Here is a 26,102-nt window from a genome sequence, read left to right as displayed (position 1 = left end):
GATCGCGGGCCATCGGTTTATGTCCGTTGACCTGGCTCGGGGCGCCCGGCATGCTTCGGCGACACCTATGAGTTGGCGGGGGCATGGATCGGATCTACCGCGTCGCGGACGGGCGGCGCATCGAGGGCGTGACGCGCCCGGTCTTCATTCACAACTTCTCGTATCACCTGACGGGCCTTCAGATATACGCGGACGGCGCGATCCACTGCTGGGAATGGGTGGACCTGGACGGCCTGCGACGCAAACTCGACAGCGGCTGGGTCGTGACCGAGGTGCCGGAGGGCGCCGAGGTCAGCGCGTTCGAGTTGGGCCGGTGGAAAACGGCCGAGGCGAGTTTCGGGCTCACGGCCGAGATGCTGCTGGGCGAGGTCGCCGACGACATCGAGCGGCTCAACGACCGTCCGGACTCGACCGACCGGTGCCTGACCAGGCTCGACCGCTATCTGGCAACGCGGGACGAGGATGATCGGCGCGCGTTGCGTGAGGCGTATCTCGCGATTCCGGAACACAAGCGCCACTACGCGCTCGGTGACATGGACCGGAAGGACGGACCGCTGGTCGCCCTGGCCACCGATATCGGAGAACCGCCGATAGGCGGCTGGTTCCAGGTGGAGGCCATCACCGAATCCATGCGGGACGAGGCGCTGCGGTATTTCGCCGAGCGTGACCAGGCCCGCACGGAGTACGCGAACAAACGGCCTGCCGATGATCCGGAGAAGCCGGTCGCGGGGACGGTCCACCTGGGTGGCCGGGTGTTCCCCAAAGGCCCTCCTGAGAAAGCCGGCCTCGATGTGCTGCAAGACGAGTTCCCCGCACCGATCGAGGTCGGGGGAGTCGTCTATCCGTCCGTGTCGCACGCGTATTGGGCGCTGTCCACGGCCGATCGCGGGGCGCGGGAGCGCATCCGGGAGGCCGAGACTCCGTCCGAGGCGCGGAAACTGGCGGCCGAGTCGGCGCGGGTGGAAGGTTGGCCGGACGCGCGGACGGCCGTCATGGCGGGCCTGCAACGCGCGAAGTTCGCCCAGCATCCAAGGCTCGCCGCGATCCTGCTCGGGACGGGCGACGCCCCGATCGGCTACGGCGGCATGGATTCCGACCATTGGGCGACCCGGGGCGATCGGGGGCGCAACTGGTCGGGACGGCTGCTGGAACTCGTCCGATCCGAGCTTCAGGCACAGGCGGCCGGCATCGAAATACCGGGTTCCGATGCGCGGCCGTCCGGCACCTCCCTACGATGATCTTGAATTTGCCCACCGGATCGGGGAGGTCCATTGAGGCGCACATGGATGTACGGGGCCGTCGGAGTCGTCACCGCGGCGGCGCTGGTGGCCGGTACCACCGGACAGGCGTCGGCTGAGACGGCGAAGGGTGTGGACGCGAAGCGGACGGGCAAGGTCGGCCAGCACCTCCGCCAGGCCATCGAGGGGCTGAGGTTCCAGGAGGTCCTGGACACGGCGCCGCCCAGCACGGCGCAGGCGCGGTCCGCGCGGAACCCGGTGGACAAGGAGCTCAACGCCGACAGGCGCGTCGCCTCCGTCGCCGCGCCGCAGCCGATCGCGCAGCAGCCGCAGATGGACGCGACCGTCATCGAGCTGGACCGGCGCGGGCGTCCCGTCTCGTCCGGCACGGTGCTGATGAGCCCGCTCTACAAGGACGGCGTCGTGGTCCCGGTCGACCGGAACCTGTCCACCAAGAGCGTCCGCTGGCGGCAGTGGGACGACGCCGGCTGGTACAAGAACAAGGGCCAGGGCACGATCGACGTGGTCCCGGGCCGGGAGAACGCGCCCATCGACCACATGCTCGACTACCCGGCGTCCGTGCTGAAGCTGATGGTCAACTTCGGCGTGCTGCGGCTGGTCGACCAGGGCAAGGTCAAGCTGGACGACACCTACTCCTACGAGCCCTCGCCGATCAGCTCGCTGTGCGGAGGGGCCAGCAAGAAGACGATCCGGCAGTACATGGACGCCTCGCTGACCTACTCCTCCAACGCCGCGTCGTGCGCGCTGATCAAGATGCTGCACGACAACCAGGCCATCGACCCGCTGAACCAGACGTTCCAGGACCTCGGTCTGGAGACCCTCCAGCTCAAGGGCACGAACCCGGCCAACGGCGGGCGCTGGTCCAACTCGGTCACGATGAGCTCGCTCGACACGGCCAAGCTGCTCACGCTCATCAACGGCGCCCCCGGGCGGGTGTGGACGGCGCCCGACGGCAAGCCCGTGACCAGGGCGGTCCTCAGTACCGAGTCGCGGAAGTTCTTCCTGTCCGAGCTGGGGCAGCAGGGCTTCAACGACATGCTGTCGTCGGCGAACCGGTGCGGCGGCGACTACCCGGCGCCCGGCATCCCGAACGCCGTGCCGTCCCGCTGGATCGGCGAGGACGGGACGGTGACCGTCGACGGCAACAAGTTCGGCCAGGACGTCCGTCCGTGCAACGCGAAGGCCGAGGTCGCGTTCGCGCACAAGACCGGCTGGGTGAACAACACCGCCGCCGACGCGGGCATCGTCCGGGCGCTGCCCGGCAAGGGCGGCCGCTCCTACGTGGTCGTCGTGTTCTCCAACCTGGGCACGCAGTACGTGGACGCCGGACGCCCGGCCACCCCGCCCGGGACCTACCCCTACTCCTACACCGAGAAGTTCTCGAAGCTCGGCCGTCTGATCGACGCCTACGAGAAGCACCGCCACTGAGCAGCACAAGGTGAGACGCCCGCCAGGCCACCCGCCCGGCGGGTGTCGCCTTTTACACGGGCAACGCGTACCGGCCGTCCTGGAGGGGGTCGACCAGGCCGTCGGCGACCAGGGCGTCGAGTGCGCGTTCGCGTTGGACGGCGTCGGACCAGACGACGTCCAGCGCGGGTTTCTCGACCGGCCCCTCGGCGTCGCGCAGGACGGCGAGCAGCCGCCCCCGGCACTGCCGGTCGGTGCCCGCGTAGGTCTGGCCGCGGCGCGGCGGGCCGTCGTAGGCGGGCCTGCCCGCGCGCTGCCAGGCGCAGGACGCGATGACCGGGCAGTCGGCGCAGCGGGGCGTCCGCGCGGTGCAGACCAGCGCGCCGAGTTCCATGACCGCGACGGCCCAGCGCGCGGCGGTCGGCGGGTCGAGCGGCAGCAGCGACTCGGCGAGCCGCACCTCGGCCCTGGTCTGCGACTTCGGCGGGTACTCGACGCCGCCGAGCAGCCGGGCGAGGACGCGGCGGACGTTGGTGTCCAGCACCGCGTGGCGCTGCCGGAAGGCGAAGCTGGCCACGGCGGCGGCCGTGTAGGAGCCGATGCCGGGCAGCGCCAGCAGCTCCTCGTGGGCGGAGGGCACCGCGCCGCCGTGCCGTTCGGTGATCGCGCGGGCGCTTCCGTGCAGCCGCAGCGCGCGGCGCGGGTAGCCGAGCCGCCCCCACGCGCGGACCGCCTCGCCGGACGGTTCGGCGGCCAGGTCGGCCGGTGCGGGCCAGCGCCGCATCCAGGTCTGCCAGACGGGCAGGACGCGCGCGACCGGGGTCTGCTGGAGCATGATCTCGCTGACCAGCACGCCCCACGGGGTGGCGTCGTCGGCGCGCCACGGCAGGTCACGGGCGTTCGCCTCGTACCAGCCGAGGATCGGGTCGAGGTAGATGGAGTTCATGGCGGATCGCCATTGTGGCACGCGGCGGGTCGCGTCCTCGCACCGGTTCGGCGAATGCATACTGACCGTATGGGGGTGGATACCGGACGTGGTTCCGGTGGTTCTGGGCTCGACCGGTACTGGCGGCGCCGGGTGGTGGCCCTCGCGATGGGTCTCGGCGCCGTCGGCGTCCTCGCGTGGGCGTGCGCGGACGGGGAGGACGAGCCCCGGCGGCGCGCGAACGCCGCGCGGAGCGATCCGCCGCCGACCGCGATGCCGACCGTCACCGTGACGCGGACCGTCATCCGCTCCGCCGAGCCCGTCGCGGAGGGCGGCCGCTGCGCGGCGAAGAACCTGGTCGTCAGCCTGGCGGCGTCCCGCGACACCTACACCGGACGGGACGCGCCGCGCTTCCGCGTCTCGGTCGTCAACGCGGGCGAGGGCGAGTGCACGTGGGACGCGGGATCACTCGACGTGCGCGTCGCGTCGGGCGATGACCGCATCTGGTCGTCGGCGCGCTGCCGGAGGGGCGGCGGGGGACGTGCGGAGAACACCCGCCGGACGCTGCGGCGCGGCATCCCCTACGTCGACACCGTCGGCTGGGACCGGCGGCGCGGCTGCGGGGGCGCCCGCGTCCGTCCGGGCACCTATGTCGTCGCGCTGAAGGGCGCCGGGAAGCAGGTCTTCCAGCTCCGTTGACGGACCGGCCGCGAACCCCCGGGCCCGAGGGTCAGACGTAGCGTTCGAGGATGGAGGACTCGGCCAGCCGGGACAGGCCCTCGCGGACGCTGCGGGCGCGGGACTCGCCGACGCCGCCGACGGCCTGGAGGTCGTCGATGCTGGCGGCGAGGAGCTTCTGGAGGCCGCCGAAGTGCTCGACGAGGCGTTCGACGACCATGCTCGGCAGGCGCGGGACCTTGGCGAGCAGGCGGAAGCCCTTGGGGCTGACGGGCAGGTCGAGCGCGTCGGGCCCGGCGAAGCCCATGACCTCGGCGACCGTGGACAGGTCGAGCAGCTCGTTGGCCGACAGCACGTCCAGCGCGGACAGGATCGCGTTGACCCCGCGGGCGCGGGTGTCGGCGGAGGGGTAGTCGCGGACGATCAGCTCGCGGTCGACGTCGACGCCGGAGACCAGCTCGTCGAGCTGGAGGGACAGCAGCCGCCCGTCGGTGCCGAGCTCGACGACGTAGCCCTCGATCTCGTCGGCGATGCGGCGCACCATCTCCAGCCGCTGGACGACGGCGCTGACGTCGCGGACGGTGACGAGGTCCTCGATCTCCAGTGCCGAGAGCGTGCCCGACACCTCGTCCAGCCGGAGTTTGTAGCGTTCGAGCGTCGCGAGGGCCTGGTTGGCCTTGGACAGGATCGCGGCGGAGTCCTCCAGCACGTAGCGGATGCCGTCGAGGTACAGCGCGATGATGTGCATCGACTGGCTGACCGAGATGACCGGGTAGCCGGTCTGGCGGGCGACGCGCTCGGCGGTGCGGTGCCGGGTGCCCGACTCCTCGGTGGGGATGGTGGAGTCCGGGACGAGGTGGACGGCGGCGCGGACGATCCGGCTGTGGCTGCCGTTGAGGACGATCGCGCCGTCCATCTTGGCCAGCTCGCGCAGCCGGGTCGCGGAGAACTCGACGTCGAGTTCGAAGCCGCCCGTGCACAGCTCCTCGACCGGCTTGTCGTAGCCGAGCACGATCAGCCCACCGGTGTGGCCCCGGAGGATCCGTTCCAGTCCGTCCCGGATCTGGGTGCCCGGGGCAACCGCCGCGAGGGTGGCGCGGCGTCGTTCGTCATGACCCTTGTCGTGTGCTGGCACCTGGCCCCCGGAGGTCGCTGGACGGCGTCAGTTTACCGAGGAGGGCGCTCGCCTGGTTCCTCCCCTGGTCGCAACCACCGGTTGCGTGCAGTAATACTCTGGCGCTACCCGGCTCAGGGCGCCGTAAAGGCGACCTGGAGCGCCTGCTGGATGCTGTCGACCTCCATCACCTTCATCCCCTCGTAGCTGGAGAGCTGCGGATCGGCGCGCTTGAGCGGGGAGCCGTCGGCCAGTTCGAGGGAGCCGCGCGGGACGACGGCGTACTTGAACCCGAGGCGGGCGGCCTCGGCGAGCCGCCGCTGGACGCCCGGGACGACCCGCGCCTCGCCCGCGAGCCCGACCTCGCCGAGCGCGATCAGGGTGGTGGACAGCGACTGCTCGACCGTGGACCCGGCGACGGCGAGCGCGAGCGCGAGGTCGACGGAGGTCTCGGTCAGCCGGACGCCGCCCACGGTGGACACGTACACGTCCTGCTCGTGCATCGAGATCTTGCAGCGCTGCGCGAGGACGGCGAGGACCATCGCGACGCGCGAGGTGTCGAGCCCCGAGGTCGCGCGGCGCGGGGAGGGCAGGTGCGACTTGGCGACGAGCGACTGCACCTCGGCGACGAGCGGGCGGCGGCCCTCCAGCGTGACGGTCACGCACGTGCCGGGGACGGGTTCGTCGCGGCGGGTGAGGAACAGCCCGCTCGGGTCGGGCAGCCCGACGATGCCGACCTCCGACAGGTCGAAGCAGCCCAGCTCGTCGGTGGGGCCGTAGCGGTTCTTCACGGCGCGGATCATGCGGAGCCTGGAGTGCCGGTCGCCCTCGAAGTAGAGCACGACGTCGACCAGGTGCTCCAGCAGGCGGGGCCCGGCGATCGCGCCGTCCTTGGTGACGTGGCCGACGAGCACGACCGTGATGCCGCGCTCCTTGGCGACCCGGATGAGGTTGGCGGCGACCTCGCGGATCTGCGTGACGCCGCCGGGCGCGCCGTCGACCTCCGACGTCCCGATGGTCTGGATGGAGTCGACGACCAGCAGCGTCGGCTGGACGGCCTCGACGTGCCCGAGGACGGCCGACAGCTCCGTCTCCGCCGCGAGGTAGAGGTGGTCGGTGATCGCGCCGACCCGGTCGGCGCGCAGCCGCACCTGCTCGGCCGACTCCTCGCCCGTCACGTACAGGACGTGCGAGGTCTCCTTGGAATCGGGATGGGAATCGGATTTGGAACCGGCATCGGAGCCGGGGCCGGAGGCGCCGGTCGAGGCCAGCGCCGCGACCTCCAGCAGCAGCGTGGACTTGCCGATGCCCGGTTCGCCCGCCAGCAGCAGGACGGCGCCGGGCACGATGCCGCCGCCGAGCACGCGGTCGAGCTCGTCCAGCCCGGTGGGCTTGGTCTTGGCGGAGCGCACGTCGACCTGCCCGATCGGGCGCGCGGGCGCGCTCACCGGCCCCGCGTGCACCACCCGCGCGGGCGTCGCCGACGCCGCCTCGGTGACCGTGCCCCACGTCTGGCACTCGCCGCAGCGCCCGACCCACTTGGACGTCTGCCAGCCGCAGTCGGAGCAGCGGTAGGCCGCCTTGGCCGCCGTCTTCGCCTTCGCCATGGGACGGGAGCCTAGAGCCCGCCGCCGACATTCGCGCGAGCCCGCGCGACGAGGTCCGCGAGGTGGGCGGAGACGAGGTCGGGGCGTTCCAGCATGGCCATGTGGCCCGCGTCCCTGATGATCTCCAACCGGGCGGACGGGATGCACTCGGCGATCCGGTGGCTGTGCCCGACCGGGGTGAGCCGGTCGTGCTCGGCGCCGACGACGAGCGCGTCGGTGCCGCCGAGGGCCGCGCAGTCGCTGATCACCTGAGTGGTGATCATGGAGCGGAAGAAGTCGAGGTAGGCGTCGGTGCGGGTCTCGGTCATCATCTGGTCGGCGAACGCGACGGCGGCGGGGCCCGCGTCGGGGCCGAAGGCGACCAGGTCCTTGAGCAGGACCGAGCCGTCCCGGCCGAGGTGGCGGACCCGGTCGATCACCGCCGACCCGGCGCCCGCCGCGCGCAGGGCACCGGGCAGGACGCGCTGCGACACGCGCGCGAGCAGGGCGGGCATGCCGAGCGTGACCTCGCCGAGCCCGCCGGAGGAGGTGCACACCAGCGCGGCGGCGACGATCCGGTCGCCGATCAGGCCGGGGTTCTCGTCCGCGTAGCGCATGATCGTCATGCCGCCCATCGAGTGGCCGACGAGGACGACCGGCGTCCCGGCGGGGACGGTGGCCTCGATGACCGCGCCGAGGTCGCGGGCGAGGCGGTGGACGGTGTACCCGTCGCGCGCGCCGCCGGACGAGCGGCCGTGGCCGCGGTGGTCCCAGAAGACGAGGCGGCCGTGGCCGCGCAGGGCCCCGCGCTGGAAGTGCCAGGAGTCCTGGGTGAGGGTCCAGCCGTGGGTGAACACGACGGCGAGGTCGTCGCGGTCGTCGCCGTCGATCTCGGCGTACAGGCGGGTGCCGTCGTCCGCGCGGACGGGGACGGGACGCCCGCGCAGGGAGCCGAACGGCTCGCCCGCGAAGGGGTCGGGGCGCAGGTGGAAGCGGCGCATGGCGCGGCGCTGGGCGGCGATCCCGGCGCCCGCGCCCGCGGCTCCGATCATCCCGGCGGCCAGCAGGGTGCGGCTCGTCCTGGCGGCACGGCCCATGGCCGGTTCCTCCCGTTCCTCGGGGTCGCGGACGCCGGCCGAGACGCGGCGGCACCGCCTGCGAAGGGCTGTTGTTGTACGAGAAGTCTAGTAGAGGTCGGGGGTGACCGGCCAGTCAGTGTTCACGCGCGGCGCCACCACAGATTCACCGCGTAGTCCACGTCGAGGCCCTCGTGTTCGCGCAGGAACGCGTCCGCGAGATCGCGCGGGAACTCGATGCGCAGCACGTCCGCGAGGTCGCTCCGGTTCTGGAACGACCAGCGGATCATGAGGGGTTCCCGGTGGTAGCCGCGCCGCGTCCAGAACCGCTCCACCGCGCCGGGGTCGTACTTCGGCAGCCCGCGCCGGAACCAGCCGCCGAACGTCGACCGTGTCGCGTCGTTGTCGATGATCATGATCGCGCCGCCGCGCCGGACGACCCGGTTCAGCTCCGCGAGGCCCGGTTCGCATCCGGGCCCGAAGAAGTACGCCCAGCGGACGTGGACGACGTCCACCGACGCGTCGGGGAGCGGGAGCGCCTGGGCCGCGCCCACGCGGACGGTCACGTTCGGCAGGTCCCGCACGCGCCGCCGTGCCGTCGCGGCGAGCCCCGCATGCGGCTCCACCCCGATCACCCGGCCCGCCTCCTGGGCGAAGAAGGGCAGGTGGAAGCCGGTTCCGCAGCCGAGGTCCAGCACCGTCGAGCCCCGCCACGGCCGGACGGCCCGCATCGCCGCCTCCAGCACCCCGTCCGGGTCGACCGCGCGGTTCTCGACCTCGTACACGCGCGGGGAGTTCCAGATGTTCGGGCTCGGCACCGCCCCCGGAGCTATCTCGGCCACGCCAGCAGAGCGTAGCCCCGCCGAACGCGAGTGGCGCTGGAGGGTGATGGCGAGGGCAACGAGGATCACTCTGGGCGAGGGTCCGATCGGCGCCGGGTGCGCATAGGCTTTCCGTACGAAACATTGGCGAACATTCCTGGCGAGGGAGCCTTGACCGCGGACTACAACGGCGCGTTCGCACCGGCCCTGCGCGTGCCGGACGCGCCGATCACGCTGTCGACCGCCTCGGTCTATCCGGAGAAGGTCCCGAGCGCCTTCGAGATCGCCGCCCTGCTCGGCTACGACGGCGTCGAGGTGATGGTCTCCACCGACGCCTCCTCCCAGGACCTGAACGTCCTGCGCCGCCTCTCCGACTACCACCAGGTGCCGATCAAATCGATCCACGCGCCCTGCCTGCTGCTCACCCAGCGGGTCTGGGGACGCGAGCCCTGGGGCAAGCTGGTGCGCTCCAAGGAGGTCGCGGAGGAGCTGGGCGCGGAGGTCGTCGTCGTCCACCCGCCGTTCCGCTGGCAGCGCGAGTACGCCAAGGAGTTCGTCGAGGGCCTCGCCCGCATGCAGGACGAGACGGACGTCCTGTTCGCGGTCGAGAACATGTTCCCGCTCAAGGCGCGCGGCGCCGAGGCCGGGATGTACCTCCCCGACTGGAACCCGGTCGACCAGGACTACCCCTTCGTGACCCTCGACATGTCCCACACGGCGGTGTCGGGCTCCGACGCGCTGGACATGGCCGCGAGCCTCGGCGACCGGCTCCGCCACGTCCATCTGGCCGACGGCATGGGCGTCACCAACAAGGACGAGCACCTCGTCCCGGGCCGGGGCGCCCAGCCGTGCGGGCCGATGCTGGAGAACCTGGCCGAGGGCGGGTACCGGGGGCACGTCGTGCTGGAGGTCAACACGCGGCGCGCGGCGGGCCGTCCCGAGCGGATGGAGGACCTCGCCGAGGCGCTCGCGTTCGCCCGCCTGCACCTCGCCGCGGCCGACCGCACCTGGCAGGTCAGCTCGCGCGGGGAGATCACCCTGCGGGGAGCGCGGTGACGGAGGCCACCAGGCCCGCGCGGGGTCCGGGCCGCCGTCCGGGGCCCGGCCGCCGGCCCGGGCGCAGCGAGACGCGCGAGACGATCCTCGCGCAGGCCCGCGAGCTGTTCGCCGAGAAGGGCTACGACGGCGCGTCCCTGCGCGCGATCGCGCGGGCCGCCGATGTCGACCCGGCGCTCGTCCACCACTTCTTCGGCAACAAGGAGGGCGTGTTCATCGAGGCCATGCGCTTCCCGGTGGACCCGGCCGTCCTCCTGCCGCGCATCCTCGCCGCGCCCCGCGACCGGCTCGGCGAGACCATGGTCCGCGTCTTCCTGGAGGTCTGGAGCGATCCCGAGCGCCGCGCGCCGCTGCTCGCCATGCTCCGCTCGGCGATGACCAACGAGCGCGCCGCCGCGCTGCTGCGCGAGTTCGTCACCTCCGCCCTGTTCGGACGCGTCGGCGAGGCCACCGACGTGCCGATGCTGAACGCCCAGGCCGCGGCGGGCCAGCTGATCGGGCTGATGATCGTCCGCTATGTCGTGCGGGTCGAGCCGATCGCGTCCGCCCCCGAGGACGAGCTGATCGCCCTCGTCGCGCCCACGCTCCAGCGCTACCTCGGCTGAACCCCGGCCGAAGCTCTCCCTCTCTTCCGCGTGCCCCTTGACCGGTACCGCTTGCGCGAATTAAATTCAACACATGATGAGTTCGAGTCCGGCGGTCAGCGTGCGGGACCTGCGGGTGGTCCGCGGGGGCCGGGAAGTGCTGCACGGGTTGAGTTTCGACGTCCCGCAGGGGGCGGTGCTCGGGCTGCTCGGCCCGAGCGGCTGCGGGAAGACGACGCTGATGCGCGCGCTCGTCGGCGTGCAGATCGTCCAGAGCGGGACGGTGACCGTGCTCGGCGAACCCGCCGGGTCGCGCGGCCTGCGCCGCCGCGTCGGGTACGCGACGCAGTCGCCCGCCGTCTACACGGACCTGAGCGTCACCGAGAACCTGCGGTACTTCGCGTCCGTGCTGGGCGCGCCGCGCGGCGACGTCGCCCGGGTGATCGACGAGGTCGGGCTCGGCCGCAGCCGCGACCAGGTCGTCGCGACGCTGTCGGGCGGGCAGCTCAACCGCGCCAACCTCGCGGTCGCGCTGCTCGGCTCGCCGGAGCTGCTCGTCCTGGACGAGCCGACGGTCGGCCTCGACCCCGTCCTGCGGCAGGAGCTGTGGGAGCTGTTCCGCGAGCTGGCCGACCGCGGCACGACGCTGGTCGTGTCCAGCCACGTGATGGACGAGGCGGGCCGCACCGACCGGCTCCTGCTGATGCGCGAGGGCCAGATCCTCGCCGACGGCGCGCCCGGCGCCCTGCGGGAGAGGACGGGCGCGGACGACCTGGAGGGCGCGTTCCTCCACCTGATCACCGAGCGCGCGGGGAGCCCCTCATGAGCCTGTCGATCACGCTGGCCACGACGCGCCGCATCCTGGCCCAGCTCAAGAACGACCACCGCACGCTCGCCATGCTCGTCGGCGTGCCGAGCCTGCTGATGATCCTGTTGCGGTACGTGTTCGACCAGCCCGTGCTGTTCGACCGGATCGGCCCGATGCTGCTCGGCCTGTTCCCCTTCCTGATCATGTTCATCGTGACGAGCGTCGCGACGCTGCGCGAGCGGACGGGCGGGACGCTGGAGCGGCTGATGACCATGCCCACCGGCAAGCTCGACCTGCTGCTCGGCTACGCGCTGGCGTTCGGGCTCGTCACGCTGGTGCAGGTCGGTGTCGTGCTGCTGATCTCGCTGACCTGGCTCGGCCTCGACCTCGCCGGGTCGCTGACCTCGCTCGTGGTCGTCGCGGTGCTGGACGCGCTGCTCGGCATGGCGCTCGGGCTGTTCGCGAGCGCGTTCGCGCGGACGGAGTTCCAGGCCGTCCAGTTCATGCCGGCGTTCGTGCTGCCGCAGCTGCTGCTGTGCGGGCTGATCGTCCCGCGCGGCGACATGGCGTCCTGGCTGGAGGCGATCTCCGCCGTCCTGCCGCTGACGTACGCGGTGGAGGGCATGCGGGAGATCAGCCTGCACCCGAGCCTCACCGGCGACCTCGCCGTGGACATCGCGGTCATCGCCGGCTTCACGGTCGTCGCGCTGGTCCTCGGCGCCGCGACGCTCCGCCGCCGCACCACCTGAACCGGGGGCCCCGCCTGAACCGGACACCCTGCGCCGATGTGGGTCTCGCAGCAGGGAGCGGCTGGTAATCTCCGGCGCCATGACCCCCCCAGACCTCCCCGGCCCCTCCGCGCCCCGGCCACCCGACGCGTCCGTGCCGCCGCGCGGGGCTCCGGGCGCCACGGCTCCGGGGGCGCCGTCCGGGCCCGGGGCGCCGTCCGGCAGCGGGACGCCGTCCGGCATCGGGGGGCTGCCCGGCCTCGGCGACGGGCCCGCCGCCCCGGGCGAGGGCGGCCAGGGGCACCGCAGGCCGCGCAAGCGCCGCTGGCCGCGCGTCCTGATCGCGATCGGGGTGTTCTTCGCGCTGGTCGTCGCGGGCATCGGCGGGCTGGTCTGGCAGCGCCAGTCCTCCTACAACGGCAACATCGGCCGGATCAAGGGCGCGCTGCCCGAGGACGGCGCCCGGCGGCCCGGCCCGAACGTCGCCGGGACCGAGAACTGGCTGCTCGTCGGGTCGGACTCGCGCGCGGAAGCCGCCACGACGGGCGACGGCGGCGAGGTGTGGAAGCCCGGCCGGCAGCGCACCGACACGATCATGCTGCTGCACCTGCCGGCCGACCGCCGCAGGGCCTACGTCGTCTCGTTCCCGCGCGACTCGTGGGTGGAGATCCCCGGCTACGGCAACCAGAAGATCAACGCGGCGTTCTCCTACGGCGGGCCGAGGCTGCTGATCAAGACGCTGGAGAGCCTGACCGGCGTCCGGATCGACCACTACGGCGCCATCGACTTCGAGGGGTTCAAGTCGATGACCGACGCGCTCGGCGGCGTCACCGTCGACATCAAGCAGAGCGTGTACGACCCGGCCCGCAAGGTGAACTGGCAGGCCGGGCCGCAGAAGCTCGACGGCGAGCGGGCGCTGCTGTTCGTCCGGCAGCGCTACAACCTGCCGAACGGCGACTTCGACCGGATCAGGCGGCAGCAGGCGTTCCTCAGCGCGCTCGCCAAGCAGGCGGCGGCCGGCGGCACGCTGACCAACCCGCTGAAGCTCGACCGGTTCCTGTCGGCGTTCACCAAGTCGATCAGCGTGGACGAGAGCGTGTCCGGCGGCAAGCTGCGCTCGCTCGCGCTGAGCCTGCGGCACCTGCGCGCCTCCGATGTGGCGTTCATGACGACGCCGTTCCGGGGCACGGGCATGCGCGGAAAGCAGAGCGTCGTCCTGCTCGACCCGGCGAAGTCGAAGGCGCTGTTCAACGCGGTCAAGACCGCCGAGATGCCCGAGTACGTCCGGCAGCACGGCGGCGGCGACAACCTGGGCACGGTGTCCTGACGCCCCGGGTCTACGCTGGTGGCGAGCGGCAGGGGGTTCGAGCGAGATTCGAGCGACAGGGGGGTCCGTCAGTGCTTCGGCAGGCTTTGCTGGCCGCGTCCCGCAGCGGAGGTGCGCGCCGGGTGGTGGAGACCGCGCCGTTCACCCGTGACGTCGTCCGGCGGTTCATCGCGGGCGAGACGATCGAGGACGCGGCGCGCGTCACCGAGGAGCTCACCACCGAGGGCCTGCTGGTCACCCTCGACGTCCTCGGCGAGGACACGACCGACCGCGAGCGCGCCGAGGCGAACGTCCAGCACTACATCGACCTGCTCCGGCGGCTCGGCGACACGCGGCTGGAGGGGGCGCCGCTCGGCACGCGCGCCGAGGTCTCGCTGAAGCTGTCGGCGATCGGCCAGACCGTGGACGAGGCGCTCGCGCTCGACAACGCGCGGCGCGTCAGCACCGCCGCCCGCTCCGCCGGGACGACGGTCACGCTCGACATGGAGGACCACACCACCGTCGACTCCACGCTGCGGACCGTCCACGAACTGCGGCGCGACTTCCCCGACACGGGCGCGGTCGTCCAGGCTTATCTGCGGCGGGCCGAGGAGCACTGCGCGGAACTGGCCTACGAGGGGTCGCGCGTGAGGCTGTGCAAGGGCGCCTACGCCGCTCCCGAGCCGATCGCCTTCACCGGCAAGGAGGACATCGACAAGTCCTTCGTCCGCTGTATGAAGGTGCTCATGGCGGGCAAGGGCTACCCGATGCTCGCCACGCACGACCCCCGCCTGATCGACATCGCGGGAGCGCTGGCGGTGCTGCACGGACGGGACGCCGACACCTTCGAGTACCAGATGCTGTACGGGGTCCGCCCGCAGGAGCAGCGGCGCCTGGCCGGGCAGGGCGCGGTCGTCCGCGTCTACGTCGCCTACGGGCGCGAGTGGTACGCCTACTTCATGCGGCGCCTCGCCGAGCGTCCCGCGAACCTGCGGCTCGTCATGCGGTCCGTCACCGGGCGCTCCTGACCGCTCGGTAGGCTGGGGCGGTCAACGAAACCCCACGTCAAGGTATATGCCGATGATCGCGATTCTGGGTGCCGGGAAGATGGGCGAGGCACTGCTGTCCGGGGTGCTGCGGGCCGGGCGCCGCCCGTCGGAGCTGATGGCGACCACGCGCCGCGAGCAGCGGGGCACGCTGCTGCGCGAGCGGTACGGCGTCCAGATCGTCACGAACGTCGAGGCCGCGGCGAAGGCGGGCACGCTCGTGCTGGCGGTGAAACCGCAGGACATGGGCGCCCTGCTGGACGAGATCGGCCCCCACGTCCCGTCCGGACGGCTGGTCGTCTCGATGGCGGCGGGCATCACGACCCCGTTCATCGAGCAGCGGCTCCCCGAGGGCGTCCCGGTCGTGCGCGTCATGTCGAACACGCCCGTCCACGTGGACGAGGCGATGAGCGTGATCTCCGCCGGCGCGCACGCGGGGGAGGAGCACCTCAAGCTCGCCGAGGAGTTGCTGTCGCCGGTCGGGAAGGTGCTGCGCATCCCCGAGTCGCTCCAGGACGGCGCGACCGCGCTGTCGGGCAGCGGGCCCGCCTACTTCTACTACCTGGTCGAGGCGATGGTGGACGCGGGCATCCTGCTCGGCATGCCGCGCGCCGCCGCGCTGGAGATGGTGATCCAGTCGGCGGTCGGCGCGGCGATCATGCTGCGCGACTCGGGCGAGCATCCCGTGCTGCTGCGCGAGGCCGTCACCTCCCCGGGCGGGACGACGATCTCCGCGATCCGCGAGCTGGAGCGGCACGGCGTCCGCGCGGCCGTCCTGGAGGCGATCGAGGCGGCCCGCGACCGGGGCCGGGAACTGGCGGGCGGCTGACCCGCGGGCGGGCCGGTCGACTCTCGGACGGCCGGTCGACGCGCGGGCGGCCGGTCGGCGAAATCTCACGGAATCGGGCATGGCATCGGAGAGAAGTTCATCTCTGAACATTTGAGCCGAGACGGGGCCTCCAGCCGTGTAAGCGGTATGGGACTCATCATCCGCCTGCTGGTGGCCGCGGGGCTCGCGGCCGACGCCATCGTGCACTGGAGGTTCGCCCCGGACATGGCCTACGTCCAGGGCGGCTCCATCGACGGAGACCTGCTGTTCCGGATCCAGGCGGCGGTGGCGGCGGTGGCCGCCGTCGTGGTCCTCACCTACGCCCGCCGCTGGTCGTACGCGCTGGCCTTCCTCGTCGCGGGCAGCGCCGTCGGCGCGCTGCTGCTCTACTACTACGTCGACACGGGCGCGCTCGGACCGCTGCCCGACATGCACGACCCCGCCTGGTACACCGAGAAGACGATCAGCCTCGCCGGCGAGGGCGTCGCGGCGCTGGCCGCGATCGCCGGGTTCGCGCTCACCCGGACGGGGAGCCGCGCCGAGCCGTCCCGCGCCCACGAGCCCGCCGCCCGCCGCTGAGAGCGCGCGTCGCGCGCACGCCGTGTGATCCGCACCACGCGGCCGCCGCGATACCGTGAGGTCATGAGCAGTGCCGCCCCGCCCCCGTCCGCCGAGCCGGCCGGGTGCGGGCTCACGATCCTGTGGGACGACCGGCTCATCTCCTACGACTTCGGCTCGGGCCACCCGATGAACCCCGTCCGGGTCGAGCTGACGATGGCGCTGGCCCGCGAGCTGGGCGTGACGGACCGGCCGAACGTGCGGGTCACCGGGTTCGAGGCGGCGGGCGACGCGCTGCTCGGCCTCGTCCACGAGGAGCCCTACATCGCGGCGGTCAAGCAGGCGGGCGCCACCGGCCGGCCGGATCCAAGGCACGGGCTCGGCACGTCCGACAACCCCGTCTTCGTCGGCATGCACGACGCGTCCGCGCTGGTCGCGGGCGCCTCCGTCGCGGCGGCCGAGGCGGTGTGGACGGGCGCCGCCGAGCACGCCGCGAACATCTCCGGCGGCCTGCACCACGCGCTCAGCGGCGCCGCGAGCGGCTTCTGCGTCTACAACGACCCGGCGATCGCGATCGCGTGGCTGCTGGAGCAGGGCGCCGAACGCGTCGCCTACGTGGACATCGACGTCCACCACGGCGACGGCGTGCAGGACGCGTTCTACGACGATCCCCGCGTCCTCACCATCAGCCTGCACGAGACCCCGCGGACGCTGTTCCCCGGCACCGGCTTCCCCAACGAGTCGGGCGGCCCCGGCGCGAAGGGCACGGCGGTCAACGTGGCGCTGCCGCCCGGCACCGGCGACCGGCCCTGGCTGCGCGCGTTCGAGGCGACGGTCCCGCCGCTGCTGCGCCGGTTCCGGCCGCAGGTGCTGGTCACCCAGCACGGCGCGGACGCGCACGCGCTCGACCCGCTCGCGCACCTCATCCTCAGCGTGGACGGCCAGCGCACCGCCTACGCGGCCCTGCACCGGCTCGCGCACGAGACCGCGGGCGGGCGCTGGATCGCCACCGGCGGCGGCGGATACGAGCTGGTCCAGGTCGTCCCGCGGGCGTGGACGCACCTGCTGGCCGAGGCGTCCGGCGCGCCGATCCCGCCCGGGACGCGGACGCCGGCGGGATGGCGCGAGTTCGTCCGGCTGCGCACCGACGAGACCGCCCCGCAGCGCATGACCGACGGGACCGACGTCGTCGACGTCCAGCGCTGGGGGGACGGCTACGACCCGGCCAGCCCGATCGACCAGGCGGTCCTGGCCACGCGCCGGGCGGTGTTCCCCGAGCACGGCCTCGACCCGATGACCGACGAATGACGACCCTCGCACGCGAACGACACTTGGGATGGCGACGGCAGGGATGGCGGCTGGGATGGCGGCAGCGGGCATGACGGCACCGGCACGGGACGAGCTGCGCGAGCACCTCGTCCAGACGATGATCGCGGGCGATGTGGCGACACCGCGGCAGAACAACCTCAAGCACTACCGGCTGATGGCGGACGGCGAGCCGTACTACCAGCTCGGCCTGGAGCTCAAGCCCTCGTGGACGGAGCGGACCGTCCTGGAGATGATGGTCGAGCGCTGCGGCGTCGACCCCGATCCCGGGCACGTGTACGGCGACGACACCATCGACCCCGACATCACCCTCGACATGCTGGAGGCGATGGGCGAGCGCGTCGGCCTCGCCGCCCGCCGCGCCGAGACCGTGCTGATCGCCACCGGTCACCCGGCGACGCTGTCGCCGGTGTACCAGGCGGTGGCGCACGCCCTCGCCGGCGCCGGCTGCCGCGTCCTCACCCCGGCCGAGGGCTGGACGTATGAGATCGACGCGGGCTGGGGCGGCTCCGAGACGCGCCGCATCGTCTACGCCGAGGGCGGCGTCGCGATGCTCGAAGGCGACGACGGGCGCACCCACCACACCCACGACCCGCGGCCCATGGAGGCGATGCTGCGCGAACTGGCGACCGGTGAACCGGCACCCGTGGGGCGTGTGTCCGTTATCGCTCCCGATGGGCCAACGGGCGAGAAAACCGAAGTTTGGCCGGATCTGGCCATCGCCGACCACGGCTGGGCGGGTGCGGCCGGGCAGGCGGGCATCGACACCGTGGGGTTCGCGGACTGTAACGATCCGGCGCTGTTCGCCGGGGCCGCCGAGGGCAAGATCGACGTCGTCGTTCCGCTGGACGACGGCGTATCCCCGCACCATTACGCGCCTATGACGGCCTACCTCCTGGGTCGCGCGGGGCTGCTCCCGTCCGGCTGACCTTCCTCACTCGGCGGATACACCCGGGCGGCCGTCACCCCCTGTGACGGGGCTCCGGTGGTGGGACGCCGGTGTCCGCGCGGAGCCGATGATCGCGCCTGAGACGCAGGTCATCGCCTGATTTTGGTTGACAACGGGTCGTGACACCACGCGTTGTGCCGTCATGTCCACGCTGTGTGTGGACATATCCCTGTGGCCGCCCGGTCAGGTCCGGATACGCAAATGGGTGGAACTCCCCTCTTGCGACTGCCGATACGCGATTTACGCTGGAGGAAGTACACGTGCGTGATCAAAGTCACCCAAAGGGCCGGTGCGCGGCACGTGTGGAAGAGGGCGTCCGATGAGCTCAGGCGAGCGACCTCTCAGTGAGGTCAGGTTCCTGACCGTGGCCGAAGTGGCCTCGGTGATGCGGGTGTCCAAGATGACCGTCTACCGCCTCGTCCACTCAGGCGAGCTGCCCGCGATCCGCGTGGGCCGCTCGTTCCGGGTTCCCGAGCAGGCCGTTCACGACTACCTGCGCGACGCGTACATCGAAGCCGGATAACGGGTAGGGGCGGGGCGATCCACGCCCTCGCCGCGATCTCCACACCCGGCCGTGCAGGGGGCATCCGGGACGAACCGTCCCGGAGCTGGGGAACGAGGACAGGGACCGGACGGTGGCCACCTGGTCACCGGGACCGGTATCCGGGGGCCGGGGGCATCGCCGATGTCCCCGGGCGCCCGGACGCCGGGGACGGTCAGGACACCGGTGCGGGACGGGCATGCCCGGCCCGCGCTGGAACGGTGCCCGGCGCCGCGCGACGCGCGGTGCCGGCTCCGGCATGTCCGGGGTCGGGCGAGGGCGCGGCCTGACCTCCACCGCCACAGCGGTACCCTTGGGCAGCGGACCGTGCGCGCGTGCCGAGTGAGCTCGCCTGCGGCACGCCCGTCTCCTGCACAACACCCGATACGCCGAGCGAGGTCTCGTGGGCTCTGTCATCAAGAAGCGCCGCAAGCGGATGGCGAAGAAGAAGCACCGCAAGCTGCTGAAGAAGACGCGCATCCAGCGTCGCAACAAGAAGTAGTCACGCCGGCCACTCAGCCGTAAGGGGTGGGGCGCACAGTGTCCTGCATACCCGCCGCCGCGGCCCGTGTCGTCCTCGTCACGGGCGTCTCCCGTTTCCTGGGGGCGCGGGTCGCGAACACCCTCCAGTCCGACCCGGGCGTCGAGCGGGTCATCGGCGTCGACACGGTGCCGCCGACCGCGTCGCTCGGCCGTACCGAGTTCGTCCGGGTCGACGTCCGCACGTCCGGCATCGCGGAGACCATCTCCTCGGCGCGGGTCGACACGGTCGTGCACCTCGGCCTGGCACCCTTGGGCGCGGGTTCGAAGGAGCCCAACGCCGTCGGGTCCATGCAGCTCCTGGCCGCGTGCCAGCGCTCGCCCGACACGCGCAAGCTCGTCGTGCGCTCCTCGGCGGCCGTCTACGGCTCATCCCCGATGGACCCGGCGGTCTTCACCGAGCCGGACGAGCCCGTCGAGGCGCCCACGTCCGGCTACGCCAGGGACGCGGTCGAGGTCGAGGGCCATGTGCGCGGGCTCCGGCGGCGCCGCCCCGACCTGGTGGTCTCGGTGCTGCGGTTCGCGAACTTCCTCGGCCCGGACGTCGACTCGCCGTTCACGCGCTACCTGCGCATGCCCGTCGTGCCGACGGTGCTGGGCTTCGACCCGCGGCTCCAGTTCGTCCACCCGGGCGACGGCGCCGAGGCGCTGCGCCGCATGACCGTCGAGGACCACCCCGGCTGCTACAACGTCGCGGGCGACGGCGTCCTGCTGCTGTCGCAGGCGCTGCGCCGCGCGGGCCGTCCGTACGTGCCCGTCCCGTCCCCGTCGCTGTCGACGCTGGGCGACCTCGGACGGCGCTTCGCGGGCCTGTCGGGCTTCTCCCCCGAACTGCTGCGCTGGCTGACCTACGGCCGTGTGATCGACACCTCGGCGCTCGTCCGCGAGCTCGGGTGGCGTCCCGAGTACAGCTCCGAAGAGGCGTTCGCCGAGTTCGCGGCGTCGGACGGCGGCATGCTGGACCGGCTCGGCGCGGTGCTCGGCGGAGGGCGGCCATGAGCCTGGACGCGGAGGTCATCCCGCTGGACACCGCGCGCCGCCAGGGCACGCCCGAACCCGACGGCCTCCTCGACCGCGGCCTGGCCTTCCTGCGCCGCCGCCTCGCGGGCGACTACGAGGTGGACGAGTTCGGCTTCGACCCGGAGTTCAACGGCACCGTCCTGCTCCCGCTGGCACGCGCGCTCTACGAGCACTGGTTCCGCGTGGAGGTCTCCGGCATCGAGAACATCCCCTCCGGCGGCGCGCTGGTCGTCGCCAACCACTCCGGGACGATCCCGGTCGACGCGCTGATGCTGTCGGTCGCCGTCCACGACCACGCGGGCCGCGACCTCCGCCTGCTCGGCGCCGATCTCGTGTACCAGGTCCCGGTGCTCGCCCACCTGGCCCGCAAGGCCGGGCACACCCTCGCCTGCCCGGCCGACGCGTCCCGCCTGCTCGCCAAGGACGAGCTGGTCGGCGTCTTCCCCGAGGGCTTCAAGGGCGTCGGCAAACCCTTCGCGGAACGCTACAAACTCCAGCGCTTCGGACGCGGCGGCTTCGCCCGCACGGCCCTGGAGTCCGGCGTCCCCATCGTCCCCGCCGCGATCGTCGGCGCCGAGGAGATCTACCCGAAGATCGCCGACCTGCGCTCGCTCGCCCGCCTGCTCGGCCTCCCCTACTTTCCGATCACCCCGACGTTCCCGCTGCTCGGGCCCCTCGGCCTCGTCCCGCTCCCGTCCAAGTGGCTGATCCGCTTCGGTGAGCCGATGCCCCTGGACGGCCACGACGCCGACGACCCGGCCGCGGTCTCCAACGTCACCGACCACGTCCGCGAGACCGTCCAGCGGATGCTGAACGAGACCCTCGAACTCCGGGGCCCCGCCTTCCTCTAGCCGGCGGTCACGCTCAGGTCGGAGTCGAGGTAGAACGCCCGCGCGGAGACGGACTGCGCGCGCACGATCCGCGGTGTGTCCGACGACTGGTGATTGCGCACCCGGATACGCGCACCGCCCCCGACATAAAGATGCGGGGTCCCGGCGGGCGTCGAACCCTTCTGCTGGCCGTCCCCATTGGAGAACATGCAGCCGTCGAAGACCACATCGCTCCCACCGGTCATCGTGACGATGCCTTTGTGGAGCGCCGGGTCGGGATGCCCGGTGGAATCCGGCTTGCTCATGCCGTTGAAGAAGAACACGTCCCGTACCCGCAAGAACTTCCCGCCCGTGATGATGAGCTGGCTTCCCCAGGTCGGGTTCCCCTGCTGGGCCTCCAACCGCGCCCCGCCGATGACGAGGCCGCGCCCGCCGTCGACGCGCATCGGCGTCACATTGTGCATGCCGGTGACGAAGACCGGCCCGACCGTGCTCTTGCTCAGGTGCGGCAGCCATATGTGGTAGCGCTCCCCGGCCGGATGGTTGGGGGAGTCCAGGAGCATGCCGTCCGTCCAGTAGTTATTGTCGGAACCCCAGAGCTTGAACTCGGTGTCGTAGCAGTTGTTGACGTCCCATTGCCCCGAGAACGTGACGGCGGTGTGCGCGCCCCAGATGACGTGCTTGAACAGCGAGAAGCCGAGGTTCTTCAGATGGCTGGCCCACAGCACCGTCTGGGTGTTGGTCTTGTCGACGAAGAACGAGGTCTCGGCGTTGCCCTCGAACGAGAGGTCGCCGATATAGATCCCCTTGAGCTGCCCGCCGGCCATGTCCAGCCATCCGGACCCGGGCACGTTCAGCTTCACTTTGCCGTTGTAGCGGAACTCGCTCCCCGACGCCGGCGGCCCGCTGATCGCGAAACCGTTGAACATCGTCCGCCGCTTTCCGAACGTGTACTGCCGGGCCTCTCCGAGCAGGATGACGGGCTTGTAGGTCTGCGCCGCGCTGTAGGACAGCGCGGCCGTCAACCTTTCATCGTCGGTGCTGCCCTTGAAGCTCTCCAACGGCGCGGGATTGACCATGGCGACCGGCTCCTCCCCGAAATGATCGGAACCGCGAATCACTGTTCGCGGTCAGAGCCATGATGTCCGCCCCGCCCCGACTCCAAGAGCCGGGTCAGCACAAACCAGCACCTGAGCCAGGGTCTTACTCACCCGCCGGCCGTCATTTTCCCGGCCCCAATACCGCTCTAAGTCGGACGAATCGCCCGGCCGGGTGGCGGACCCTTCGTCCGTCCGCCACCGGCGACCCGGCTCGTCGTTCCCGCGCCCGCGCGTATTACTGGGTCTCGCGGATCATGGTGGCGGCCTGGCCGGAGAAGCGCACGACGGCGTTGTGCGGCGCGGCCCGCACCCACTCGTCGAACCCGTCGACGGAGCACCTGCTGACGTCGGCCGGCGGCGGCGTGCCGTCCGGGCAGGTGCCCCCGGCGACGTACACGACGGTGTCGGTGGCGGTGAAGAAGATGACGTTGCCGACACTGAACTTGCCCGGCGCGACGTAGCGCAGCCGTCCCCACGCCTCCTTGGCGGGCTTGCCGCCCGGCTGCGCGAGCGGCGAGTGCCGCACCGTCGGAGCGTCCGAACCGCCCGGGGTCGTGGGGGTGGACGCGCCGCCGGGGGTGGCGGCGCCGCTGGGCGCGGACGTCCCGCCCGGCCCCTGCGAGGCGGTGGGCGCGGCCGGCGGCGTGGGCGCCGCGGGCGTCGCCGCGGACTTGGTGTCGCCGACGTTTCCGCAGGCCGTCAGCCCGAGCGCCAGCGCCGCGGCCACCCCGGTCATCACGATCTTCCGCATGGGTCCCCGCTCCCGTATCGGTGCGCGATCTTCTTGATCGCGCTGTACGGGGTGAGATGGGGGGCACCCCGGCGGGGTTGGCGCGCCGGGACGTGATCAATCCGACCCGCCGCGCCCCGAACCCGCTGCCCGATACGGGCGTCAGGATGTCGTGAAGGCGCAGAGAAGTTCGCGCCGTCCCGGATATTTCTCGCCCCTGGCCGCCACCAGGATCAACACTCGAAACCGTTCGGCGAAGGGCCTGAACCCGCCCGGTCCCAGGCCGCTTCGTCCGGCGCGGCGGCCGGGGCTCAGCGGGGGTTGTTGGGGGGCGGGGCGGTGTCGCGCGGGCTCACGAGGCCGCTCTGGTAGGCGAACACCACGAGTTGGGCGCGGTCGCGGGCACCGAGTTTGGTCATCGCCCTGCTGACGTGGGTCTTGGCGGTGGTGGGGCTGAGCACCATGGCCTCGGCGATCTCGTCGTTGTTCAGCCCGCGGGCGACCAGGGCGGCGACCTCGCGTTCCCGGTTGGTGAGCGACTCCATGCCCACGGCGGCGAGGACGTCCGGGGGACGGGCGACGAACTCGCTGATCAGGCGTCGGGTGACGGAGGGGGAGAGGAGCGCGTCGCCGCGCACCGCCACGCGGAGGGCCTGGAGCAGTTCGGCGGGATGGGTGTCCTTGAGGAGGAAGCCGCTCGCGCCGGCGCGCAGCGCGCGGAAGATGTACTCGTCCAGCCCGTAGTTGGTGAGGATGACGACGCGGACGTCGGCCAGCCGCGGGTCCGCGACGATCTGCCGGGTGGCCTCGATGCCGTCCAGCACCGGCATCTGGATGTCGACCAGCGCGATGTCGGGGCGGTGGTCCAGTGCCAGCGCGATCGCCTGCTGCCCGTCGGCGGCCTCGCCGACGACCTCGATGTCGTCCTCGGCGTCGAGCAGCGACCGGATCCCGCTGCGGATCAGCACCTGGTCGTCGGCCAGCAGGACGCGGATCATTCCGTGGTCCGGATCGGCAGTTCGGCGCGCACCCGGAAGCCGCCGTCCCGGCGCGGCCCCGTCTCCAGGCGGCCGCCGAGTTCGGTGACCCGTTCGCGCATGCCGATCAGGCCGAGTCCCTGCCCGGCGGACGCGGCGCCGGGCACGTCGCCGTCGTTCTCCACCTCGACGATCAGCTCGTCCGACCGGTAGAGCACGAGGACGGTGGCGCGGGTGCCCGCGGCGTGCCGGGAGACGTTGGTGAGCGCCTCCTGGACGATGCGGTAGGCGGCCTGGTCGACGTCGCGCGCGAGGCGGCGCCGCGTGCCGGTCACGGTCAGGGTGACCGGCTGCCCGGCGGTGCGCGCCCGCGCGACCAGGCTCTCCAGCTGGCCGAGGCCGCTGGTGTCGCCGTCCTCGTTGGAGCGCAGCACGCTGAGCGTGGCCCGCAGCTCCCGTCCGGCGTCCGCGCTGGCCTCCTGGATCGCGAGCAGCGCGGGCGGGACCTCCTCGCCGCGCTTGCCCGCCAGGTGCACCTCGACGCCGGCCTGCACCTGGATCACCGAGATGCTGTGCGTGAGCGAGTCGTGCAGCTCGCGGGCGATGCGCAGCCGCTCCTCCACGGCCCTGCGCCTGGCGGCCTCGTCCTTGGTCCGCTCCGCCTCCTCGGCGCGCTGCTCCACCTCGCGCAGGTGGAGCTGCCACATGCGGGCGACGACGAACATGACGCCCGCGGAGATGAGCCACCCGGCCCCGTAGAGCCTCCGCAAGCCGCGACCATTACGCATTCTCCGAGCATACGGGCCGGTTTCGCGGGCACATCCTCCCGCCGGGCCGATTGTCGCCTACTCCCCACGCAGTAGTCGGCCGGACCGCCGACTCCCCGCTGAGCAGGCGAAATACACCCCCTCCACCGGACGCCCCGGAGCCCCCGTCCCAGGCACCATCTGCCTCATGACACACATCCTGAGCAGTGAACGTCTCGCATCGGGCCTGGCCGAGGTCGCGCAGGTGCTTCTGCCGGGCGAGGACGGCTACGCCGAGTCCGCGGTGGCCCTGTTCGCGGACGGTACCCCTGACCTGGTCGTCCGTCCTCACGACGCGGCGGGGGTGGCGGCGGCGCTGCGGCACGCCTCCGACGCCGGGCTGGCCGTCACGGTGCGGTCCGGTGGGCACAGCATGGCGGGGCTGAGCACGAACACGCACGGAATGGTCATCGACACGCGGCGGATGAACCGGGTGCGCCTGCTGGACGCGGCGTCCGGGCGGGTCCGCGTCGGCGCGGGGGCGACCTGGGGCGAGGTGGCGGCGGCCCTGAGCCGGCACGGCCTCGGCCTGTCCTCGGGGGACACCGGCCAGGTGGGGGTGGGCGGCCTGACGCTCGGGGGCGGTATCGGCTGGATGGCGCGCAGGTACGGGCTGGTCATCGACAGCCTGGCGGCGGTGCAGATGGTCACCGTGGACGGCCGGATGCTCGGCGCCGACACCGCCGAGCACGCCGACCTGTTCTGGGCGCTGCGCGGCGGCGGCGGGAACTTCGGCGTCGCGGTCGGCTTCGACTTCATCGCCCAGCCGATCACGACCGTGTGCTTCGGGACGCTCGGCTACCGGACCGACGACCTGCCGGGCCTGATCGCGGGCTGGCGCGACCTCGTCCGGGCCAGTGACGAGAACCTGACCACGACGCTCAACCTCATGCCCGCGATGCCGGGACATCCCGAGGGCGTCTCGCTGACCTGCTGCTACGCGGGCTCGGACGGCGCCGGGGCGGAGCGGGCGCTGCGCCCGTTCCGGGAGCTGGCCCCGGTGGTCTCCGACGACATCGGGGTCGTGCCGTACGCCGAGGTGTTCCAGGACGTCACGGCGCTGCCTCCCGGGATGCGCATGGCGGTGCGCAACACGTTCTTCAGCACGCTGGACGGCGCGCGCGTCACCGCCGTCCACGACCTGTTCACCGGCGGCGGAGCGGCGATCTCGCTCCGCGGCATGGGCGGCGCGGTCGCCCGCGTCGGCCGGGACGCCACCGCCTTCGCCCACCGGGACGCCGAGGTCATGGTGGCGGCCGCGTTCCCGGTTCCGGAATCCGCGCCGCCCGGACATCTCGACCAGGCGTTGCGGCGGTGGTCGCGGGTGTCCATTCTGGGCTCGGGCGCCTATGTCGGGTTCCTCGGCTCGGCCGACCACGCGGACGTCGCGGCGGCCTATCCGGCGGACACCTACCGGCGGCTGGCGACCGTCAAACGGCGGTACGACCCCGACAACATTCTCCGGCGCACCCACAACATCCTTCCCGGCCGGCCGTGAGAAA

General features: G+C 72.3%; 27 protein-coding genes. 18 read left to right on the top strand and 9 right to left on the bottom strand.

All coding sequences use genetic code 11. The annotated features are described in order from the left end of the window. Positions 1-83 precede the first annotated feature (83 nt). Entirely contained in the window at positions 84-1,238 is a 1,155-nt protein-coding gene (locus tag GNZ18_RS03105) for an NADAR family protein (protein ID WP_156214507.1), read from the top strand. Between the two features lie 33 nt (positions 1,239-1,271). Further along, a complete protein-coding gene (locus tag GNZ18_RS03100) occupies positions 1,272-2,687 on the top strand; it encodes a serine hydrolase (protein ID WP_216651139.1) in 1,416 nt (471 codons plus the stop codon). A 52-nt stretch (positions 2,688-2,739) separates the two neighbouring features. Here GNZ18_RS03100 and GNZ18_RS03095 read toward each other — a convergent pair whose 3' ends face one another. Beyond that, entirely contained in the window at positions 2,740-3,612 is an 873-nt protein-coding gene (locus GNZ18_RS03095) for an HhH-GPD family protein (RefSeq protein WP_156214506.1), read from the bottom strand. Positions 3,613-3,681: 69 nt separating this feature from the next. Between GNZ18_RS03095 and GNZ18_RS03090 the strand changes: the two genes are divergently transcribed. Then, positions 3,682-4,290, top strand: a complete 609-nt coding sequence (locus tag GNZ18_RS03090; protein WP_156214505.1) for a hypothetical protein — start codon at positions 3,682-3,684, stop codon at positions 4,288-4,290. A gap of 31 nt (positions 4,291-4,321) precedes the next feature. On the opposite strand, the gene disA is transcribed toward GNZ18_RS03090, so the two are convergent. The 4 genes from disA to GNZ18_RS03070 all read right to left on the bottom strand — a co-directional run bounded on the left by disA (position 4,322) and on the right by GNZ18_RS03070 (position 8,887). Continuing rightward, entirely contained in the window at positions 4,322-5,404 is a 1,083-nt protein-coding gene (gene disA, locus GNZ18_RS03085; RefSeq protein ID WP_242882195.1) for a DNA integrity scanning diadenylate cyclase DisA, read from the bottom strand. Positions 5,405-5,517: 113 nt separating this feature from the next. After that, a complete protein-coding gene (radA, locus tag GNZ18_RS03080) occupies positions 5,518-6,990 on the bottom strand; it encodes a DNA repair protein RadA (RefSeq protein ID WP_156214504.1) in 1,473 nt (490 codons plus the stop codon). 11 nt (positions 6,991-7,001) lie between these two features. Continuing rightward, positions 7,002-8,066, bottom strand: coding sequence for an alpha/beta fold hydrolase (locus GNZ18_RS03075; RefSeq protein ID WP_156214503.1), 1,065 nt, complete (start codon positions 8,064-8,066; stop codon positions 7,002-7,004). 122 nt (positions 8,067-8,188) lie between these two features. Next, a complete protein-coding gene (locus GNZ18_RS03070) occupies positions 8,189-8,887 on the bottom strand; it encodes a class I SAM-dependent methyltransferase (RefSeq protein WP_312874269.1) in 699 nt (232 codons plus the stop codon). A gap of 150 nt (positions 8,888-9,037) precedes the next feature. Between GNZ18_RS03070 and GNZ18_RS03065 the strand changes: the two genes are divergently transcribed. From GNZ18_RS03065 to GNZ18_RS03000, 14 genes are all read left to right on the top strand, one after another. Further along, positions 9,038-9,922, top strand: coding sequence for a sugar phosphate isomerase/epimerase family protein (locus tag GNZ18_RS03065; protein WP_156214502.1), 885 nt, complete (start codon positions 9,038-9,040; stop codon positions 9,920-9,922). Next, positions 9,919-10,527, top strand: coding sequence for a TetR/AcrR family transcriptional regulator (locus tag GNZ18_RS03060; protein ID WP_312874268.1), 609 nt, complete (start codon positions 9,919-9,921; stop codon positions 10,525-10,527). Before GNZ18_RS03065 ends, GNZ18_RS03060 begins: the two co-directional genes overlap by 4 nt. 73 nt (positions 10,528-10,600) lie before the next feature. Continuing rightward, the gene (locus GNZ18_RS03055) at positions 10,601-11,332 is read left to right on the top strand and encodes an ABC transporter ATP-binding protein (protein WP_156214501.1); all 732 of its coding nucleotides are present in this window, start codon (positions 10,601-10,603) and stop codon (positions 11,330-11,332) included. Then, positions 11,329-12,063 carry an ABC transporter permease gene (locus tag GNZ18_RS03050; protein WP_156214500.1) on the top strand — a complete coding sequence of 245 codons (735 nt, stop codon included), beginning with the start codon at positions 11,329-11,331 and terminating at the stop codon, positions 12,061-12,063. The genes GNZ18_RS03055 and GNZ18_RS03050 overlap by 4 nt, the downstream gene beginning before the upstream one ends. A 79-nt stretch (positions 12,064-12,142) precedes the next feature. Further along, on the top strand, positions 12,143-13,369 hold the full coding sequence (locus GNZ18_RS03045) for an LCP family protein (protein WP_156214499.1): 1,227 nt from the start codon (positions 12,143-12,145) through the stop codon (positions 13,367-13,369). 71 nt (positions 13,370-13,440) lie between these two features. Then, entirely contained in the window at positions 13,441-14,376 is a 936-nt protein-coding gene (locus GNZ18_RS03040; RefSeq protein WP_312874267.1) for a proline dehydrogenase family protein, read from the top strand. Between the two features lie 52 nt (positions 14,377-14,428). Next, positions 14,429-15,223 (top strand): pyrroline-5-carboxylate reductase, encoded by a 795-nt coding sequence (proC, locus tag GNZ18_RS03035; RefSeq protein ID WP_173390622.1) that lies wholly within the window; start codon positions 14,429-14,431, stop codon positions 15,221-15,223. 147 nt (positions 15,224-15,370) lie between these two features. Then, positions 15,371-15,802, top strand: a complete 432-nt coding sequence (locus GNZ18_RS03030) for a hypothetical protein (protein WP_156214497.1) — start codon at positions 15,371-15,373, stop codon at positions 15,800-15,802. Between the two features lie 63 nt (positions 15,803-15,865). Next, a complete protein-coding gene (locus GNZ18_RS03025) occupies positions 15,866-17,089 on the top strand; it encodes an acetoin utilization protein AcuC (protein ID WP_156214496.1) in 1,224 nt (407 codons plus the stop codon). Between the two features lie 70 nt (positions 17,090-17,159). Then, positions 17,160-18,035, top strand: coding sequence for a phosphatase (locus GNZ18_RS03020; RefSeq protein ID WP_156214495.1), 876 nt, complete (start codon positions 17,160-17,162; stop codon positions 18,033-18,035). 340 nt (positions 18,036-18,375) lie between these two features. Then, positions 18,376-18,579, top strand: a complete 204-nt coding sequence (locus GNZ18_RS03015; protein WP_067466901.1) for a helix-turn-helix domain-containing protein — start codon at positions 18,376-18,378, stop codon at positions 18,577-18,579. A gap of 421 nt (positions 18,580-19,000) precedes the next feature. Continuing rightward, positions 19,001-19,099 carry a 30S ribosomal protein bS22 gene (locus GNZ18_RS03010; protein ID WP_018654693.1) on the top strand — a complete coding sequence of 33 codons (99 nt, stop codon included), beginning with the start codon at positions 19,001-19,003 and terminating at the stop codon, positions 19,097-19,099. A gap of 38 nt (positions 19,100-19,137) precedes the next feature. Beyond that, positions 19,138-20,136, top strand: coding sequence for an NAD-dependent epimerase/dehydratase family protein (locus GNZ18_RS03005; protein ID WP_376766258.1), 999 nt, complete (start codon positions 19,138-19,140; stop codon positions 20,134-20,136). After that, positions 20,133-21,008 (top strand): lysophospholipid acyltransferase family protein, encoded by an 876-nt coding sequence (locus tag GNZ18_RS03000; protein WP_156214493.1) that lies wholly within the window; start codon positions 20,133-20,135, stop codon positions 21,006-21,008. The genes GNZ18_RS03005 and GNZ18_RS03000 overlap by 4 nt, the downstream gene beginning before the upstream one ends. Here the strand turns inward: GNZ18_RS03000 and GNZ18_RS02995 are convergent. The 4 genes from GNZ18_RS02995 to GNZ18_RS02980 all read right to left on the bottom strand — a co-directional run bounded on the left by GNZ18_RS02995 (position 21,005) and on the right by GNZ18_RS02980 (position 24,582). After that, positions 21,005-22,066 (bottom strand): hypothetical protein, encoded by a 1,062-nt coding sequence (locus GNZ18_RS02995; protein WP_156214492.1) that lies wholly within the window; start codon positions 22,064-22,066, stop codon positions 21,005-21,007. The two genes, GNZ18_RS03000 and GNZ18_RS02995, sit on opposite strands and share 4 nt — an antisense overlap. 256 nt (positions 22,067-22,322) lie before the next feature. Next, positions 22,323-22,838, bottom strand: a complete 516-nt coding sequence (locus GNZ18_RS02990; protein ID WP_156214491.1) for a hypothetical protein — start codon at positions 22,836-22,838, stop codon at positions 22,323-22,325. 290 nt (positions 22,839-23,128) lie between these two features. Beyond that, positions 23,129-23,815: a response regulator gene (locus GNZ18_RS02985; protein ID WP_156214490.1), complete on the bottom strand. Its 687-nt coding sequence runs from the start codon at positions 23,813-23,815 to the stop codon at positions 23,129-23,131. Continuing rightward, positions 23,812-24,582: a sensor histidine kinase gene (locus GNZ18_RS02980; RefSeq protein ID WP_156214489.1), complete on the bottom strand. Its 771-nt coding sequence runs from the start codon at positions 24,580-24,582 to the stop codon at positions 23,812-23,814. Before GNZ18_RS02980 ends, GNZ18_RS02985 begins: the two co-directional genes overlap by 4 nt. 166 nt (positions 24,583-24,748) lie before the next feature. On the opposite strand from GNZ18_RS02980, the gene GNZ18_RS02975 reads away from it, so the two are divergent. Further along, the gene (locus GNZ18_RS02975; protein ID WP_156214807.1) at positions 24,749-26,098 is read left to right on the top strand and encodes an FAD-binding oxidoreductase; all 1,350 of its coding nucleotides are present in this window, start codon (positions 24,749-24,751) and stop codon (positions 26,096-26,098) included. The last annotated feature ends 4 nt before the right edge of the window (positions 26,099-26,102 follow it).

Origin of the sequence: Actinomadura litoris (genome assembly GCF_009733595.1) — a bacterium.
Lineage (GTDB): Bacteria > Actinomycetota > Actinomycetes > Streptosporangiales > Streptosporangiaceae > Spirillospora > Spirillospora litoris.
The sequence above is the reverse complement of the archived record's forward strand: the minus strand, read 5'-3'. Positions and strand labels throughout refer to the sequence as shown.